This is a genomic window from Chitinophagales bacterium, assembly GCA_016787225.1.
Classification (GTDB): domain Bacteria; phylum Bacteroidota; class Bacteroidia; order Chitinophagales; family JADJOU01; genus CHPMRC01.
The window spans coordinates 168393-184603 of the sequence record JAEUUY010000022.1; the positions used below are offsets into that span (position 1 = coordinate 168393).

Annotated in this window: 13 protein-coding genes and 2 tRNA genes; 3 read left to right on the top strand and 12 right to left on the bottom strand. The window is 32.8% G+C overall.

Annotated elements, in window-relative coordinates:
* Positions 1-57: 57 nt before the first annotated feature.
* The 4 genes from JNL75_08585 to JNL75_08600 form a co-directional block, all read right to left on the bottom strand.
* Positions 58-825 carry an endonuclease/exonuclease/phosphatase family protein gene (locus JNL75_08585; GenBank protein ID MBL7789866.1) on the bottom strand — a complete coding sequence of 256 codons (768 nt, stop codon included), beginning with the start codon at positions 823-825 and terminating at the stop codon, positions 58-60.
* Complete coding sequence (locus JNL75_08590) at positions 800-1972, bottom strand: hypothetical protein (GenBank protein MBL7789867.1); 1173 nt, start codon at positions 1970-1972, stop codon at positions 800-802. Before JNL75_08590 ends, JNL75_08585 begins: the two co-directional genes overlap by 26 nt.
* 159 nt (positions 1973-2131) lie before the next feature.
* Positions 2132-3103, bottom strand: coding sequence for a DUF3871 family protein (locus JNL75_08595; protein ID MBL7789868.1), 972 nt, complete (start codon positions 3101-3103; stop codon positions 2132-2134).
* Positions 3084-3962 carry an AAA family ATPase gene (locus JNL75_08600; protein ID MBL7789869.1) on the bottom strand — a complete coding sequence of 293 codons (879 nt, stop codon included), beginning with the start codon at positions 3960-3962 and terminating at the stop codon, positions 3084-3086. The genes JNL75_08595 and JNL75_08600 overlap by 20 nt, the downstream gene beginning before the upstream one ends.
* Positions 3963-4172: 210 nt before the next feature.
* Between JNL75_08600 and JNL75_08605 the strand changes: the two genes are divergently transcribed.
* Positions 4173-5642: a hypothetical protein gene (locus JNL75_08605; GenBank protein ID MBL7789870.1), complete on the top strand. Its 1470-nt coding sequence runs from the start codon at positions 4173-4175 to the stop codon at positions 5640-5642.
* 74 nt (positions 5643-5716) lie between these two features.
* On the opposite strand, the gene JNL75_08610 is transcribed toward JNL75_08605, so the two are convergent.
* The 6 genes from JNL75_08610 to fabG form a co-directional block, all read right to left on the bottom strand.
* A complete protein-coding gene (locus JNL75_08610; protein MBL7789871.1) occupies positions 5717-6904 on the bottom strand; it encodes a site-specific integrase in 1188 nt (395 codons plus the stop codon).
* Positions 6905-7228: 324 nt separating this feature from the next.
* Positions 7229-7302, bottom strand: a tRNA-Pro gene (locus JNL75_08615).
* 11 nt (positions 7303-7313) lie between these two features.
* Positions 7314-7400, bottom strand: a tRNA-Ser gene (locus JNL75_08620).
* Positions 7401-7456: 56 nt separating this feature from the next.
* Positions 7457-8881 carry a chromosomal replication initiator protein DnaA gene (gene dnaA / locus JNL75_08625; GenBank protein ID MBL7789872.1) on the bottom strand — a complete coding sequence of 475 codons (1425 nt, stop codon included), beginning with the start codon at positions 8879-8881 and terminating at the stop codon, positions 7457-7459.
* A 93-nt stretch (positions 8882-8974) separates the two neighbouring features.
* Positions 8975-9895 carry a metallophosphoesterase gene (locus JNL75_08630; protein ID MBL7789873.1) on the bottom strand — a complete coding sequence of 307 codons (921 nt, stop codon included), beginning with the start codon at positions 9893-9895 and terminating at the stop codon, positions 8975-8977.
* A gap of 146 nt (positions 9896-10041) precedes the next feature.
* Positions 10042-10791, bottom strand: coding sequence for a 3-oxoacyl-[acyl-carrier-protein] reductase (fabG, locus tag JNL75_08635; GenBank protein ID MBL7789874.1), 750 nt, complete (start codon positions 10789-10791; stop codon positions 10042-10044).
* A 275-nt stretch (positions 10792-11066) separates the two neighbouring features.
* Between fabG and JNL75_08640 the strand changes: the two genes are divergently transcribed.
* Positions 11067-11603, top strand: a complete 537-nt coding sequence (locus JNL75_08640) for a hypothetical protein (GenBank protein MBL7789875.1) — start codon at positions 11067-11069, stop codon at positions 11601-11603.
* Between the two features lie 50 nt (positions 11604-11653).
* Here JNL75_08640 and JNL75_08645 read toward each other — a convergent pair whose 3' ends face one another.
* The gene (locus tag JNL75_08645; protein ID MBL7789876.1) at positions 11654-12148 is read right to left on the bottom strand and encodes a hypothetical protein; all 495 of its coding nucleotides are present in this window, start codon (positions 12146-12148) and stop codon (positions 11654-11656) included.
* A gap of 28 nt (positions 12149-12176) precedes the next feature.
* Positions 12177-12410 carry a hypothetical protein gene (locus JNL75_08650; protein MBL7789877.1) on the bottom strand — a complete coding sequence of 78 codons (234 nt, stop codon included), beginning with the start codon at positions 12408-12410 and terminating at the stop codon, positions 12177-12179.
* 170 nt (positions 12411-12580) lie between these two features.
* Between JNL75_08650 and dnaE the strand changes: the two genes are divergently transcribed.
* Positions 12581-16201, top strand: a complete 3621-nt coding sequence (gene dnaE / locus JNL75_08655; protein MBL7789878.1) for a DNA polymerase III subunit alpha — start codon at positions 12581-12583, stop codon at positions 16199-16201.
* The last annotated feature ends 10 nt before the right edge of the window (positions 16202-16211 follow it).

The window sequence follows — 16211 nt, forward strand, 5'->3', positions numbered from 1 at the left end:
TGGATTAATGTTTAAGTATCAATTTAATGCAATGTAAATATAATGCTAAACTTAAAATTAATAAGCTCTTTCATCCTTAACCTGAGTTAGTTCAATTTGAATTCCTTTATGATATTGGTCTTTAAGAGATTCTGAATTAATAAATTCTTGCACTTCTACCTTGTAGTACTCAGATATTCTATTAGTTGTAATAATATGGTCAATATTATTTGGTATATTGGCTGTTGTATTATTTAAACTTTCACTCTGTGCAAAATCTAATATCTCTTTTCTACTATTTATTTGACTTAACTGACTATGAGTTTCACTATTAATAAATGAGGTATTTAAGTCACCTGCAATAATAAGATTTCTATTAATTGCTTTCAAGTACTTGACATCTTCTTTAAAATTTTCTAGTTCTTTTAATGCTAATTCTTTTTGATATTTAATTCCATATGTACCTATAATAGTGCCATAAAGAATGAAAACTAGATTACCTACATAGAATGAGTAAGCTATTGAAGTCCTAGGGTCACAAACTTTATATTTACATATTGCTTTATGTCTGGTATAAATGGAAACTCTTACTGGTATTTTACCACCTAAATATTCACCATAATGCAAATACTCATATTCTTCCTCTATTGGTATAGGATTTGTATGATATGTATTGTAGGAAGGGTCAAAATTGAAATCTTCAATATTTTCAGTAATTACTATAAAGTCAAATTTTTGTGACTTAATGGATTCTTTTATATTATCTAGGAAAATTTTAGGTTTCTTGCACCAATCAAGGTTAATAGTGCCTATTTTTATTTTACTGACCATTATATCTAGGAACAAACCTTTTAAATTCACCAAAATTTTGAATCTCACTCTTTGCACCATCATATCCTCTAGTTATCCAAGTATGAGGATCAATCCTTTGAGTTCTTAATCCCTCAATAATTTGTCTATAATACAATTGATAGGCTCCACTTAGGTAATGAATTGTATAAATAGTATTCTGATTAGCATCTTCAGCATACTTAACCTCAAAATGATACTTTAATTCCTGAATATCAAATGCATAATAGGTAGGATTTAAATTAGGGCTCATTGATACCATTGAGTTTCTAAAAACTGTTCCATTATAGATTCCTTCAATTAACTGAAATTCTGTGTAGTAATATAAGATACCATTATTTTGGGTATAGTATAATTTAGAATTGTTTTGATTTAAAAAAGAACTTGTACCATCTCCTATTCTAGGTTCTGTTATTCCATTACTGCTAGCTATTATTCCACTAACCTTAGGAGCAACTATTCCACTATTATTTATTGGAGAATAATTTTCATTAAAGTTTTCAGTTTGATATCCAACATATGGATTATTATAATTTACTGTATCTTCAAAATAATTAGTCAAATAGTCCTTCAATTGGTCTTTTAATGCATCTTTAACTTCATCTTTTAGCTTTTGAACTAATGTTCTATGTGCCCAACCTTGGAAAGTTTCTTTACATTCAACTAAATACCAATCTCCTTCTTGCCTAACTATTTTTACAAGGTCACAATCTTTCAGTTTAGCAATTACATTTGAATTCCCTTTCAATTCTGGGGTGCTTCTTAAATTAATTTGATTAGCTCTTGTATTTACAATTCCTACTTCTTCTAGTTTAATATTGTAGACTTCTCCTGTTTTCAAATCTCTCAAATAACCTTCATTGGTAAGTCCAAAAAGATTAATAAAGCCCTTTCCTTTTGGATTTGGATATCTTATAACAGATTTACCTCTGACTGTATATTTTCTTAAATTTCTAATCCTTGATTTAAAAATAGTTCTACTGCCTAATACAAATCTTCCTGCACTTCTGACTATTGATAAATCTCCTAATACAGCCAATCCAGTTTCTTCTGCTACAAAAGCTTGAAAAAATCTAAGGGCTACCCCACAAGCTTGAAGTTGAGCTAAAAGGAGTATTAAAGCTAAATATTTAAAATATTTCATATATTTTTAATGGTAAAGTTAAAAAAAACACCCAACTACCTATAGAAATTCTATAGATATTTGGGTGTCTAAAGAGTCCAGATTGTTCTCATTACCTAAAAGTTATGGTATCATCAACAAGACATTGGACAGATTGCAATCAATTTTCTTTAAAATTAGCTAGTTGATAAACCAGCTATAAGGGGAGTCTTGTTCTAAAGCAGACTTTATACCATTTGTAAATTCAAAGGCATTTACTTGTCTTGTAAGGAAGTTATCTATGTAACTACTCTTATTTGCAGAGGTAAAGAGGTTGTAAACATTCCATAGATTTATATCTCCTGATTCATCTCTACAGAAGCTATTGTCAAGATAATAATCTCTAGCTATACTGCTAAATTGACCATCATTATAGTTTAGTTCTGGGATTAAGGTTTTCTCTATCTTTGGTAAATGCTGATATAGTCTAGTTTTACCTAATAATTGAGCAAATTGTTGTTCTGTAAGAGCTTTACTAGTTAAATCCTGCATTTCATAGATATGTTTCTCCATATTATAGTTTTGGATTACTTGTACAATCTTTGTACTCATTTCCTCCAAACTACCTACTCTCATTTCTTCCACAAAACCATCAGAGCTTACACACAAATTACAGCATACTTTATTCTGGAAACCTATAAAGAACTTGAATTTCTCCATAGACTTCTTATTGTAGAGATTCTCTTGATTATATGACCTTACTCCTCCAATAGTTAAAGCAAGTTCATTGCCATTGATAGTTTCAGTAATACTAGGGATTCTAACAATGAAAGCCATTCTTTCATAATAGAGAGTTTTCTCATGGTCTAATAATTCATTAACTTGTTTATTCACAGCCTCTGCAACCCTTCCTTTTAAAGGGTGTGAGACCCTTAATTCTGGAGTGTCTATTCTTTGATTAGGGAACAATTTAGATACACAGAATTGTGTAATCTCAATAAAGTCAGAATGTGAAATTGTCCTTTCACAGTCTTTACTGAATACTGGCACTATACAGTCATTCTTTAAATGAGCTATTGACACCTCCTGTGTATTTGCTTCTATGAAAGGCTTATGTTGGTACTCTTTTTTAGCAATAACTGCTGTATCTTCATTATAAAGTTGTAGTTCCATTGTTAGAAAAATTTTGAGGGTTAAGTAATTCATTGGCTATAACAGCTTTATTGCTGCTATTTAATTCAGCTTTTCTAGTAACAAAATCAGCTTGTAAGTGGGTATATAGATAGGAATATCTTTTATAGATTTCATTCAATTCATCTACATTCTTTGTAGCTTGAATTTCTTTTTGTATTTCTTCTATTGTTATTCCAGATTCACACCATTCTTTGATAAGTTTACCTGTATCAGGGGTTAATTTGAAAGCTGGTTTTGAAGAGAATAGATTTGTTCTATCCTTAGAACTTGTAGCCATATTCTTGATATCAATATCTAAAACTATGGTCATCTCAAAATCAAATCCATCTCTAAAGTTTGACTTTAAACCCACCTTCTCTGGAATATGCTTACCATCTTTAAGATTAAGTACATAATCTTGTTTCACTCTCAAAGTACAGATAACATGACATTTACTGCTAAGAATTTTATCTACAAAGCTTTTAAGCATTGGATTTATTTTTGCCCAATTTGTGAAGCTATTTCCTGCCATATTAGAATGATAATCCAATAGATATTCCCATAAATGAGAGATACTATCTATAATTATCACTTCCATACCTGCATCTTCACATAGGTCTATTGCCTTAATATAGTTTTCAGGACTATAAGGATTATCTAGAGGTAATACATTGTATTTACCTAAGCTAGAATAGAGGTCTGCACTTCCTGCTTCTGTATCTATTATAGCTACTTTTTCCCAGTCATTAGATAGTCCATAGGCTATCAATAATGCTGACATAGTTTTACCTCCTCCACTTGGAGCTTGTAAAGCCATTCTGATTTTTGTAAATTGTTTTTGACTTTTTCTTAATTGCATAATTTAAAAGGGTTTAATGGGTTAATAAAAAATTTAATTGATTAATAAATATTTTTTGATTTAATTTTGCAGTCATTATAGTTCATTGAGAATAACATTTGTGGGTGTGAACCATCTTGATTTTATCAAGTATTATCTCTAGAGAATAGATTAAATCTATATCTCAACTTAAAATTCCCTAGTGGCATTGTAGTACCAAATGGTATTACAATGAATTATAATAAAAAAGCAAAAAGGAAAGCACTTTGCCTAAACAGTGCAGAAAATCTTGATTCAAATTATGTAAATCAAGTAAAGTGGAATGTACCAAAAGTTTTAACATTATACATTCCAGAGAATTTAGACATTGATAAAATATTATCTGAAAAGCCCCCCAATTTTAAGCATCATAGGGATTGTTTTATCTATCTCATTAGTTTGATTAATGATATTCCTTCTAGGAATAAGGAATTGATTAGTGAATTTACTCAATTCTATTCTCCATTAGTTCAGAGAAGGATTAAAGACTATAGATTATATTTAGACTATCTAATTGAAAATAAAATAATTGAAACTGATAATCATTATATCAAAGATACAGGGAAGTCAAAGGGGTATGGATATCATCTTAATTATGAAACTAAAGTGAAACCAATTGAAATTACAAAATATACTCTTATAAAAAGCATACTTAAATTCATTGACCTTGATAATACTGAAATTGAATCTGAAAATAATGGAGATTCAATTATTAATAAGGAATTGCCATATATTACAAAGTGGTTAAACAAAAACTTAACTATAGATTTTGAGGGAGCTTCAACTTATCTCTTAAATGAGTATAAAAAAGACTTAAAAAATAAAGTCAAAAAGAGAATAGCAAATAGAAAGTTTTGTTCTAGAATGATTGTAATTCACAAGTTACATAGAGGAGATTTTCAATATAGCATAGATAATAATGCAGGAAGATTATATACAGTTCTTACTCAAATTAAAAAAGAACTTAGGCAGTTCATTAGATACAATGGCAAAAATCTAGTTGCTATTGATATTAAAAACTCTCAACCTTACTTATCATCAATTTTATTTAGTAAATTTCATTTTGATTTGAATAATTGTGAAAATATAATCAAGTATTATAATCCAATTTTTAGAAATGATAATAATTATACCAATTTTGAAAATAAACTAGTTGAATTAGGAGAAAAACAAGACACAAAAGACTTTTTAGAAATTATTTCAAATGGACTTATTTATGAATATTTTGGCTGTGCTTTGCAAAACCATTCCTTAATAGATTTGGATTTAGATCCAAAAATAGTTAGAAAAAAAGCTAAAAAAATATTGATAAGTCTTCTTTTTAGCAAAAATGATTATTGGCATTTTCAAGGCTATACAAATGTTCTAAAAACTACATTTCCTTCAATATTTGAAGCCTATTATTTACTAAAGTATGAGAAACATAATTCATTGGCTTGTTTTCTTCAAAATCTAGAAGCTAAACTTGTATTGCATAAAGCTTGTAAAATTATTTCTGAAGAAAACCCAGATTTGCTAATTTTAACTATTCATGATTCAATAGTGACTACTGAGGGCAATGAAGAATATGTAAAAGGAATTCTTTCAAAGGTTTTACACGAAAACATAGGCCTACCACCTACATTAGAAGTTGAAAAATGGAAAAAATCTCTATTGTCATAGATTAGAATAAAATATAAAATAATATATATATAACAATAGAGATTACACCATTATGTTAGTAAAAATCCCATTTTTCAAAATCTATCCTTAAGCTTATCCATATCCTTGATAATCTTATCATCCAAAACCTTTGCGTAAACTTGTGTAGTAGAGATTTTGGTATGACCAAGCATTTTAGATACAGTTTCTATAGGTACTCCATTAGCCAGAGCTATAGTTGTAGCAAATGTATGTCTGCCTATATGAGTGGTTAAGGACTTCTTGATTCCTACTATTTCCTGTATCAGTTTTAAGTTTAGATTCATCTTCTGATTGGATAGTACAGGAAAGATTGGTTTAGTAGCATTCTCATAGTCAGCATACTTATCTATTAGCTCTAAGGCTTGTGGAAGTAATGGAACTACAAACTTATTGCCAGTTTTAGCTCTATCCATTTTAATGAGATTATCTTCAATATCCCTTAAATTCAAGGTTTTAATATCTGCATAAGATAAACCTGTGAAGCATTGGAATATGAATACATCTCTAACTTTCTCCAAAGTAGGTCTTTGAAAATCAAACTGGATAAGCTTTTTAAGTTCCTCTATAGTAAGAATAACCCTATTTACTTGTTTAAATTCAAGGGTAAAAGTAGCCATAGGGTTTTTTGAGATAAATCCTTGCTTTATGGCATAGTTGATAATTTTCTTCAATCTCTGAATTTGCTTATTTGCTCCATTAGTGGTGCAAGTCTTTTCTGTAGTTACATAACCATAATAGGCTTCACAGAAGTTATAATTGACTTCTTCTAAAGGAATATCCTTATTACCAGAATAAATAGGAACAAACTCTTTCAGATATTTGAGAGTGGATTTGTAGTTCTTGTAGCTACCATAGGAATATTTGATTCCTATCATTTTTTCAAAATTGGTATTATGAAGTGTTGCTGTTTCTATGAGATAGTGGACTATTTGAGTAGGTTTCTTGACTCCTTTTAGCATTGTTTTAAATAACTCTGGGGTCAAATACTCATCATTTAATAAAGCCTTTGAATAAGTATTATACATTTTAGTCTTAAACAATTCAAGGAACTCATTTAGGTCATTGTCAAATTTAGCATTCTTATTGTATTTATCCCATTTAAAAGACTCTATTCTTTTATTAGTGGATAGTTCTAATTTCTGACCATTGATATACATCTTAGCATATATGGGAACTAATCCAAAATTGTCCTGTTTCTCAGTTTTAACTACAAACTTCAATGTAAAGCTATTTGTAGCCATATTGAGATTAGTTTAAAAAGTGAATGATTTGACACCTTTTGAAGGTGTCATTTAAAAGTGTGTGAAGATTTGTTAATGAAAATAAAAGCTAATGCTCTTAACCCTTATTGATAAAGGGATTTAATGAACTTGAAAAGTGTCAAAAAGGTGTCAAGACACTTTTAAAAAGTGTACAAATTAGTGTCAGTAATTATTAAAAATTGACTTGAATTTGAGAAGAACTATATAGGATAAGAAATTAAATAAATCCCTTGAAAACCCTATAAACACTGACTAATAGAAAACAAAAAAGCCTCACATTTCTGCAAGGCTTTTTAACTAATGTAGGGATGACAGGATTCGAACCTGCGACCACCTGGTCCCAAACCAGGTGCGCTACCGGACTGCGCTACATCCCTAATTAATTTTGCGGTGAGGGCGGGATTCGAACCCGCGGTACAGTTTCCCGTACGTCAGTTTAGCAAACTGGTGGTTTCAGCCTCTCACCCACCTCACCTTTAGCAACTCCCTGCTAAAAAGGAGTGCAAATATATAATTATTTTTTTATTTGGCTTATAAATTGCTCAAATTAATTCTTTTCTTGAGCTCTTCTAGGTCTTCTCTAAATTTCTTATCTACCTCGAGAAGATTATCTACCACTTGAATGGAGTGAATGACTGTACTATGATCCTTATTGCCAAAATGACGACCTATTTCTTTCAGTGAATTTTTGGTGTATTTTTTTGCTAAATACATAGAGATTTGTCGGGCATTGACTACCTCTCTCTTCCGTGTATTTTGTTTGAGTAAATCCGCATTTACACCGATGAATTCACAAACTGTTTTCTGAATATACTCTACAGAAACTTCTCTGGATACGGACTTGACATAGTTTTTAATTATTTTCTTGGCTAAATCTATGTCTACATCTTTCTTCACAAGTGAAGCTTGCGCCAGAAGGGCTATCATGGCACCCTCTAGATCTCTCACATTAGTATTGATATTAAAGGCTACATACTCAACTACCTCTTTAGGTAATATAACTCCGTCAGCATACATCTTTTTTTCAAGGATAGAATAGCGCGTCTCGTAATCTGGCATTCCCATTTCAGCGAGCAGCCCCCACTTTAATCTGGACAACAATCTTTCTTCTATCCCATCCATATCTTTTGGAGCTCTGTCAGAAGTAATGACTAATTGTTTACCATTATTATGTAGGTGATTAAATATATTGAAAAATATCTCCTGAGATTTTTCTTTACCAGAAAAGAATTGAATGTCATCTATTAACAAAACATCGATGAGATTATAAAAGTTGATAAACTCATGTGTATTGTTATTCTTAGCAGACTCGATAAATTGATTAATAAATTTATCCGATTGTATATATAGAACCGTTTTACTCGGAGTAATTTGTTTTATTTGATTACCTATTGCTTGCAGCAAATGGGACTTCCCCACTCCAGTGCCACCATATAGAAACAATGGATTAAATGCTGTGCCTCCAGGTTTCTTAGCTACGGCATAACCAGCAGCTCTAGATAATCGATTGCAGTCGCCTTCTATAAAACTTTCAAAGGTAAAAATAGGGTTTAACTGTGAATCTATGCTGACCTTTTTAATACCAGGAATTACAAAAGGATTGCGAATTTGATTACCTACAGTTATTGGCATAAATGTCTCAGAATTTTCACTAGAGTTTCCTTTAGTATTTGGGTAAGAGATGGCACTCTTGCTATCATTTTTATCAAGTAGAATGCGATATTCAAGTTTAGCTTTTTCGCCAATTTCTCTCATCAATGCTTTCCGAATAATAGTCACATAGTGTTCTTCGAGCCACTCATAAAAAAATTGAGAAGGCACCTGTATAGTCAAAATATCTTTATCTAATGCTACTGGCACAATAGGTTCGAACCATGTAGAATAAACTTGAGATGATACATTACTCTTTATCACCTCCAGACATTTTGCCCACACCTTTTCAAAATTTTCAGACATAAATTTTATTGTTATTTTTCTGTTAAGAAATTTTCTTCACTTCCGTGGTGCGAATATGAACAATTTAATGTGAATAACTAGAGTTTTTTTTGCTTAAATCTGACATTTTATCAAATTAGATAGGTTTTTCTCGATTGCTTTTTTGTTTCTGTTAAAATAAATATCTAATTTGCCGAGAGTTATGCCGCCAAAGCCCACCTGATTTATTATGACAAATTTTTTTTCAGGTTTTTGAACTAGGGTCGGGCAATCTAAAAATGTATGCGTATGACCTCCAATTATTACATCAATATTGTCCACTTTTTCTGCCAAAATTAAATCGCTAATTTTTTTACTCTTATAACTATAACCTAAATGTGATAAACAAATAATTATATCACAATTCTCATCTTCCTTCAATATTCTTGCATACCTATTTGCTACTTCAACTGGGTCTTGATAAATGATATTTCCATAATTTTTCTTACTTACAAGTCCATCAAGCTCTATCCCAATGCCTAAAACCCCTACTTTTATTTTACCTTTATTAAAAACAATATATGGTGCTACCTTATTGGCTAGATTAGAATCTGTCACATCATAGTTGCTAATAATAAATGGAAAATTGGCATGGTCCATTTGTTTAGCGAGATTAGCTGCTCCGTTGTCAAAATCGTGATTACCTATAGTGCTTGCGTCATATCCTAGGTAGGACATAGCCTTCATTTCTATCTCACCTTGATACATGTTAAAATAGGGAGTCCCTTGAAAAATATCACCGGCATCTAATAAAAGAGTATTGCTCTCTGTTGTTCTAACTTCATCAATAGCCTGTTTTCTAGCTATTACACCACCTAATCCTTTATACTCTCCGTCTTCAAATGGATCAATTCTGCTATGTGTATCATTGGTATGAATAAGGGTTAACTTTTCAAAAGGGGCATCCACTCCCTTCCAAAGATGACTATAGGACTGAAGTAGGGGTATTGAAACACCAGCGATAAAGCTAGATTGTAGGAATTCTATTCTTTGCATATCAAAATAGTTGCTACAAAGATAGTTAGATTGTTGAAATACAACTTAACCAAGCTAAAATATTAATTTCAAAGGACTTGATACTTTTACTTTTGTAGACGCAATGCCTGTGAATTTGCAAAAAAATATTAGCTTGCCTATCTAGTTTATCTCGCCAAACCACCGCAAACGCCGATAATTTGTCCAGTGACATAGGAACTCATATCGGAGGCTAAGAATACTACTACTTTAGCTACCTCATCCGCAGTCGCAAATCGTTTCATAGGAATTTGATCTAAATATTTTTTCTTAAGATCCTCTGGCAATTCATCGGTCATTTCAGTTTGAATAAAACCAGGAGCTATAGCATTGCATCTAATATTACGCGAACCGAGCTCATCCGCCACAGACTTTGTCAATCCTATCATCCCAGCTTTGGATGCAGAATAATTCACCTGACCTGCTTGTCCTTTTAGTCCTACGATCGATGTAATATTAATGATACTGCCTTTTCTTTGCTTCAGCATTACTGCAGATGCGTGTTTAGTCAAATTAAAGGCTGACTTTAAATTATTGTTGATGACCTCGTCCCATTGTTCTTCATTCATGCGCATAAGCAAGGTATCTCTTGTTATACCAGCATTATTGACTATTACATCAATAGTTGTAAACTTGCCAATGGCAGCATCGCAAAGTTCCTTAGCAGCTGTAAAAGAAGAAGCATCGCTTTTCACGGCCAAGCCTAGTGAACCTAAATTTTCGATTTCCCGAACTAACTCCATAGCCTTTGCTTCACTAGAATGGTATGAAAAAACCACATTGGCACCTTCCTTCGCTAGTTCGAGTACAATAGCTCTTCCTATACCTCTACTCCCACCTGTGACTATAACGGTTTTTCCATTCAGCAATTTCTGCATATTTAATTGTTTTTTTTATTCTTTTTTTCAAATATGTAATGGTAAACATAATACCCTATGGTCACTGCTAGAAAAATACTTACAATAGTAAGCGATGTACTCAAAATGGTGGATAATAAGTCCTTTTCTAAGCCTAAAAATGTCTCAGAATTTTCCATACTCATTGGTTATTCTGCAAATATAACTCAATTTGTAGTATAGAATGAAAAAAATTTAAGCTTACATGTCTAGCATTTATAATATATTTGTGATTTAAAAAATTAAAATAAATAATAATGAAAAAATTAATTTACTCATTCATGGCTCTTGGAGCTCTTGTAATTTCCTCTTGTTCTTCTGATCCATGCAAAGATAAAAGTGCACTTACTTTATGCAGTGGCAACGGTACTTTAGAGGCTAGTGGCTCAAATTGTAATTGTAAATGTAATGCGGGATATTCTGGAACAAATTGTTCGACCTTAGTCATGACGTCAATCATTGGGTCATGGAATCAGGTTTCTACTGCACTTATAGGTTCGTCACCAAATGCTAGAACTGGCACTACAACTATTGTCGCTGACGTGCCAGCTGTATCTAGAGTAAAAATTACAAACTTGAATCAATATTTTGGTTGCTCTAATGGTGGTGTGGTAACTGATGTCATTTGTTATGGCAACATAACGAATGGAGAAATTGTGTTAGAAGAAACTCCTCAATGCGGTGTGACCTTCAAGGGCAAAGGTGTTAAACAAACTGATGGAAGTTGGAAGTTTACATATACCGCTTCTAATACAGCTGGTTTACATAATTGTGAAACTACTTTAAAAAAATAAATTCTTAGCTAACTAAATAAAAAAAAAGACTCCTTAATGGAGTCTTTTTTTTATCTCGTAACCGAAGTGCCTTGTTGGTTACCTTTGTCATCTAGTTTAATAGCTGGATCCGATTTGACATCACTACCTCTTGTCACAGCTGTTCCTACTTGGTTGCCTTTTGCATCTAGCACTGGTTTTGCAGGAGTCTTATCTACTGTCTTCACTTTCTCAGCTGTTTTCTTAGCATCAGCCACAGCTTTTTTCTTCAAAGCCTCCGCTTTCATTTGTGCAGCTTTCAACTCTCTTTGTGTTTTAGCTAAAAGATCCGCTTGAGCCTTTGCACTCAAATGTGAAAGAGAGTCCTGTACCATTTTAACCTGCGCATTGATGGCATCTTCACAAGCAGTAGCAGCCTCATTTTCCACTTTCATTTTTTCTGCATTATAGGCTTCTGTCACCTTAGCATCTATAGTTGCCTGATCTGCTTCTGGTTGTTGACAACTCTGAATTAGCATTAGAGTGGAAAAAGCTCCACTTACTAGTATTAGATTAATTTTTTTCATTTGATCTTATGTTTAATAAATTTAAATATTACTTGGTAGCTGGCGCGGGAGTTTGAGAAGCGGCTAATCTTTCACTTACTTGTTGATTAATAGACTCATCACATTGCATTTTTTTAAGTTCTTTCAGGGTGTTTAATTCTGCACCATACTTATCTTGAACTTTCTGGGCTATTTCCTCATCTGTAGGCATTTTTGGTTCTTGATTGCAGCTAGTGGTCATCATAAGACTTAGACCAGCCATTAAAATAATTGTTCTTTTCATTGAAATATAATTTTATGTTATGAAAATATAGTCGTTTTGACTCCACAAATATAACTAAGTTTAATATACAATAGTATCATTTTTGCATAAAAATCAAGCTCATACAAAACTGTGGATAATTTGTCATTACTATTCCATTATTGACTAGCCACAAGTCCTTAAATTTGCTTATGTCTGATTTTTGTCATCTTCATTGTCACACCCAATATTCCATTCTAGATGGAGCTGCAGGTATAAATCAAATGGTTAAAAAAGCAGCTACAGATGGTATGCCTGCTGCCGCTATTACTGACCATGGTAACATGTTCGGAGTTTTCGAGTTTGTCAATACCTGTAATAAAGAAAATATCAAGCCCATAGTAGGTTGCGAATTTTATATGGTAGAAGACATGCATTTGACCTCATTTGCTGGAACTGGCAAACGAGACAAACGCTACCACCAGTTGTTATTAGCTAAAAATGAGATTGGATACAAGAATTTAACCATAATGACTTCACTTGCTTACAAGGAGGGACTGTATGGGAAATTTCCCAGAATAGACTTAAACCTTCTAAAACAGCACAAAGAAGGACTCGTTGCTACGACATGTTGCATCGGAGGCATCGTGCCACAAACCATCCTTAATAAAGGCGAAGAAGAAGGAGAACAAGTATTTAAAGAATGGCTGGACTTATTCGGAGAGGATTATTACATAGAAATTCAAAGACATCAGATTGAAAATATAAATGGAACTGGGTTAAGTCAGGAAGATCTCAATCAGATTCTAATTAAATGGGGACAACGATACAATGTCAGAATTATAGCTACTAATGATTCCCATTATGTAGATGAGGCCGATAGTGACATGCATGATACTTTATTATGCATTAACACAGGGTCTAAGAAGTCTCTACCTATTAAATCTGACGATGAAGAAGGCTATAATGCGGAAACTAGATTTGGATTTCCCAACAATCAATTTTATTTTAAGACGACAGCTGAAATGCAAAAGTTATTCTCAGATGTTCCACAAAGTATAGATAATACCTTACACATTGTGGATAAGATAGAGAAGCTCGATTTGAAGCGTCAAATTATGATGCCTAATTTTCTAGTGCCCTCAAACTATAGTACGCAAGCCGAATACATGCGCTATCTCGTATATGAAGGTGCTAGGAAACGTTATAAAGAGATAACACAAGAAATTTCTGATAGAATAGAATTAGAATTAAAAACTATTTTTGATTCAAAGTTTGAGGGATACTTCTTGGTCATAGAAGATTTCCTGACCGAAGCTCGCCGCATGAAGGTATCAGTAGGACCTGGCAGAGGCTCAGCAGCAGGCTCCGTAGTATCATATTGTCTAGGCATCACTCAAGTAGATCCTATTGAATATGGTTTGCTCTTTGAGCGATTTCTGAACCCAGAGCGTGTGAGTTTTCCAGATATTGATATCGATTTTGAAGATGCAGGCAGACAAAGTGTCTTAGACTATGTCGTAGAGAAATATGGAAGAAACAATGTAGCTCAAATTGTTACCTATGGAACTATGAAAGAGAAAATGGCCATACGCGATGTAGCCAGAGTATTAGATGTCCCTATTTTAGAAACTAATGTCTTAGCCAAGGCTGTACCAGATCATGATTTACCTACTATCCTAGATAACAGCAAGTATCCAGAAGTGAGAAAGTCAATGAAAGAAACGGATAGAGTAAAAGCCGATACATTCAGACAACTTTATACGGAGAATTCAACTTATAAAACGGTAGTAGATACAGCTATAAAACTAAAAGGATCTGTCCGAAACACAGGCGTTCACGCTTGTGGGGTTATTATTGCACCACAAGATCTAAAGGAGCTGATTCCTCTGTCTACTGCTAAAGATAGTGAAATGCTGGTAACACAATACGATAAAGATATAGTGGAGAAGGTAGGCCTCCTAAAAATGGACTTTTTAGGTCTCAAAAACTTAAGTATTTTAAAAGATATATTGTCCATTATAAAAGCTAGGCATGGAATCGAAATAGATATTGAAAATATACCTCTAGATGATGAAAAAGCTTATGTCATATTTCAACAAGCGAATACAGATGGTATTTTCCAATTTGAAAGTGATGGCATGAAATCAAATTTAAGGGGATTAAAGCCCGACAGGTTTACCGATCTCATAGCTATGAATGCCCTATATAGACCAGGCCCAATGGACTATATTCCAAACTATATAGCACGTAAGCACGGCACAGAAGAAGTTTCGTATGATATAGAAGCTAGTAAAGAAATTCTAGAAGAAACCTATGGCATTATGGTATACCAAGAACAGGTGATGCTACTTTCTCAGAAACTTGCTAATTTTACTAAAGGACAGGCAGACTCTTTGCGTAAGGCAATGGGAAAAAAGATTAAAGAAGAAATGGATAAGCTATTTACTTTGTTTATTGACGGATGTGTTTCGAATGGACATGATGAAAACAAGGCAAAAAAAATATGGGCGGATATGGAGAAATTTGCTCAATACGCCTTTAATAAATCGCACTCAACCTGCTATGCATTGATTGCTTATCAATGTGCCTACCTAAAGGCCAACTACCCTTCAGAATTTATGGCTGGTCTGATGTCAAATAATATGGATAAAACGGATGATATAAAAAAATATATTGAGGTTTCTAAGAAAATGGGGTTAGAGGTACTGGGTCCAGATGTCAATGAAAGTAATTATATTTTCACTGTAAATGCGAAGGGACAAATTCGATTTGGACTATCAGCTATTAAAGGGGTGGGCGAGAATGTCATAAAGGAAATGGTTCAAATTAGAGAGACCAAGGGTCGGTTTGAGGATGTATACGATTTTGTCTCACGCATGGGAAGTAAAAATGCCAATAAAAAAGTCTTGGAAGCACTTGCTATTTCAGGTGCTTTGGATTGTTTCTCTGAAGTCAAGCGAGAACAATATTTTGGTGCTGAAAATACCCAATCCTTTATTGAAAAGTTAATTCGATATGCTAATGATTTGAATAGGTCAAAGGTGGATGAGACTAATCTTTTTGGTGAGTCCTTTCAAGATATGGTAGAAAAGCCTACACCACCTTCAGTTTCACCATTTTCTGAACTCGAAAAACTAGAGAAAGAAAAAGAGGTATTGGGTCTATATATGAGCGGACATCCTTTAGATAGATATAAAAAATTGATTTCCGACATCACTATGCCCGCTTTTGAAGAGGTGAAACTTTCTAAGAAAACGGAAATAATTTTAGGCATGGTAAAAGATATAGTCAAAGGAACCAGCACGAACCAGAAACCATATTTAAAATTTGAATTAGTAGGTCTTGAAGACAATATGTCATTTACTCTTCGAGACAAAAACTACGACGAGTTTGGGAAATATATTGAAGATGGTAAGGCGGTGATGTTAAAAGTTAAATGGGATTCATTTAAACCTAAGAATGAGAATCGTCTCATAGAATTCATGAAAATAGAATCTGTGATACCTGAGTCTAATTTCTTTCAACAAGCGAATAAATTTACGATATCTTTATTATTGTCTGAAACCAATCAGGAAACCATAGCTCGACTGGAATATGTTCTTAAAAAACACCAAGGGAATATCCCTGTGGTATTGAGTTTGGAATCGCCCATATCGAAAATAGAAATCACCACTGATGAAGAACCATTGGATATAGCAGAAGAAGAACTCAAAAATCCAGTGATAGCCATAGAATTTAAAAGTTTGGCCTTTAAGATTAAGCCAAGCGAAGAATTTCTGACTGATTTATATGATGTTATAAGTCTAGATAAAGTTAAACTTGCCGTTTAGCCTAAATTGA

What these genes read in the sequence shown, in the direction of transcription:
- JNL75_08590 (MBL7789867.1), bottom strand. Translation starts at nt 1,972, where the DNA reads ATGAAATATTTTAAATATTTAGCTTTAATACTCCTTTTAGCTCAACTT.
- JNL75_08595 (MBL7789868.1), bottom strand. Translation starts at nt 3,103, where the DNA reads ATGGAACTACAACTTTATAATGAAGATACAGCAGTTATTGCTAAAAAA.
- JNL75_08600 (MBL7789869.1), bottom strand. Translation starts at nt 3,962, where the DNA reads ATGCAATTAAGAAAAAGTCAAAAACAATTTACAAAAATCAGAATGGCT.
- JNL75_08605 (MBL7789870.1), top strand. Translation starts at nt 4,173, where the DNA reads ATGAATTATAATAAAAAAGCAAAAAGGAAAGCACTTTGCCTAAACAGT.
- JNL75_08610 (MBL7789871.1), bottom strand. Translation starts at nt 6,904, where the DNA reads ATGGCTACAAATAGCTTTACATTGAAGTTTGTAGTTAAAACTGAGAAA.
- dnaA (MBL7789872.1), bottom strand. Translation starts at nt 8,881, where the DNA reads ATGTCTGAAAATTTTGAAAAGGTGTGGGCAAAATGTCTGGAGGTGATA.
- JNL75_08630 (MBL7789873.1), bottom strand. Translation starts at nt 9,895, where the DNA reads ATGCAAAGAATAGAATTCCTACAATCTAGCTTTATCGCTGGTGTTTCA.
- fabG (MBL7789874.1), bottom strand. Translation starts at nt 10,791, where the DNA reads ATGCAGAAATTGCTGAATGGAAAAACCGTTATAGTCACAGGTGGGAGT.
- JNL75_08640 (MBL7789875.1), top strand. Translation starts at nt 11,067, where the DNA reads ATGAAAAAATTAATTTACTCATTCATGGCTCTTGGAGCTCTTGTAATT.
- JNL75_08645 (MBL7789876.1), bottom strand. Translation starts at nt 12,148, where the DNA reads ATGAAAAAAATTAATCTAATACTAGTAAGTGGAGCTTTTTCCACTCTA.
- JNL75_08650 (MBL7789877.1), bottom strand. Translation starts at nt 12,410, where the DNA reads ATGAAAAGAACAATTATTTTAATGGCTGGTCTAAGTCTTATGATGACC.
- dnaE (MBL7789878.1), top strand. Translation starts at nt 12,581, where the DNA reads ATGTCTGATTTTTGTCATCTTCATTGTCACACCCAATATTCCATTCTA.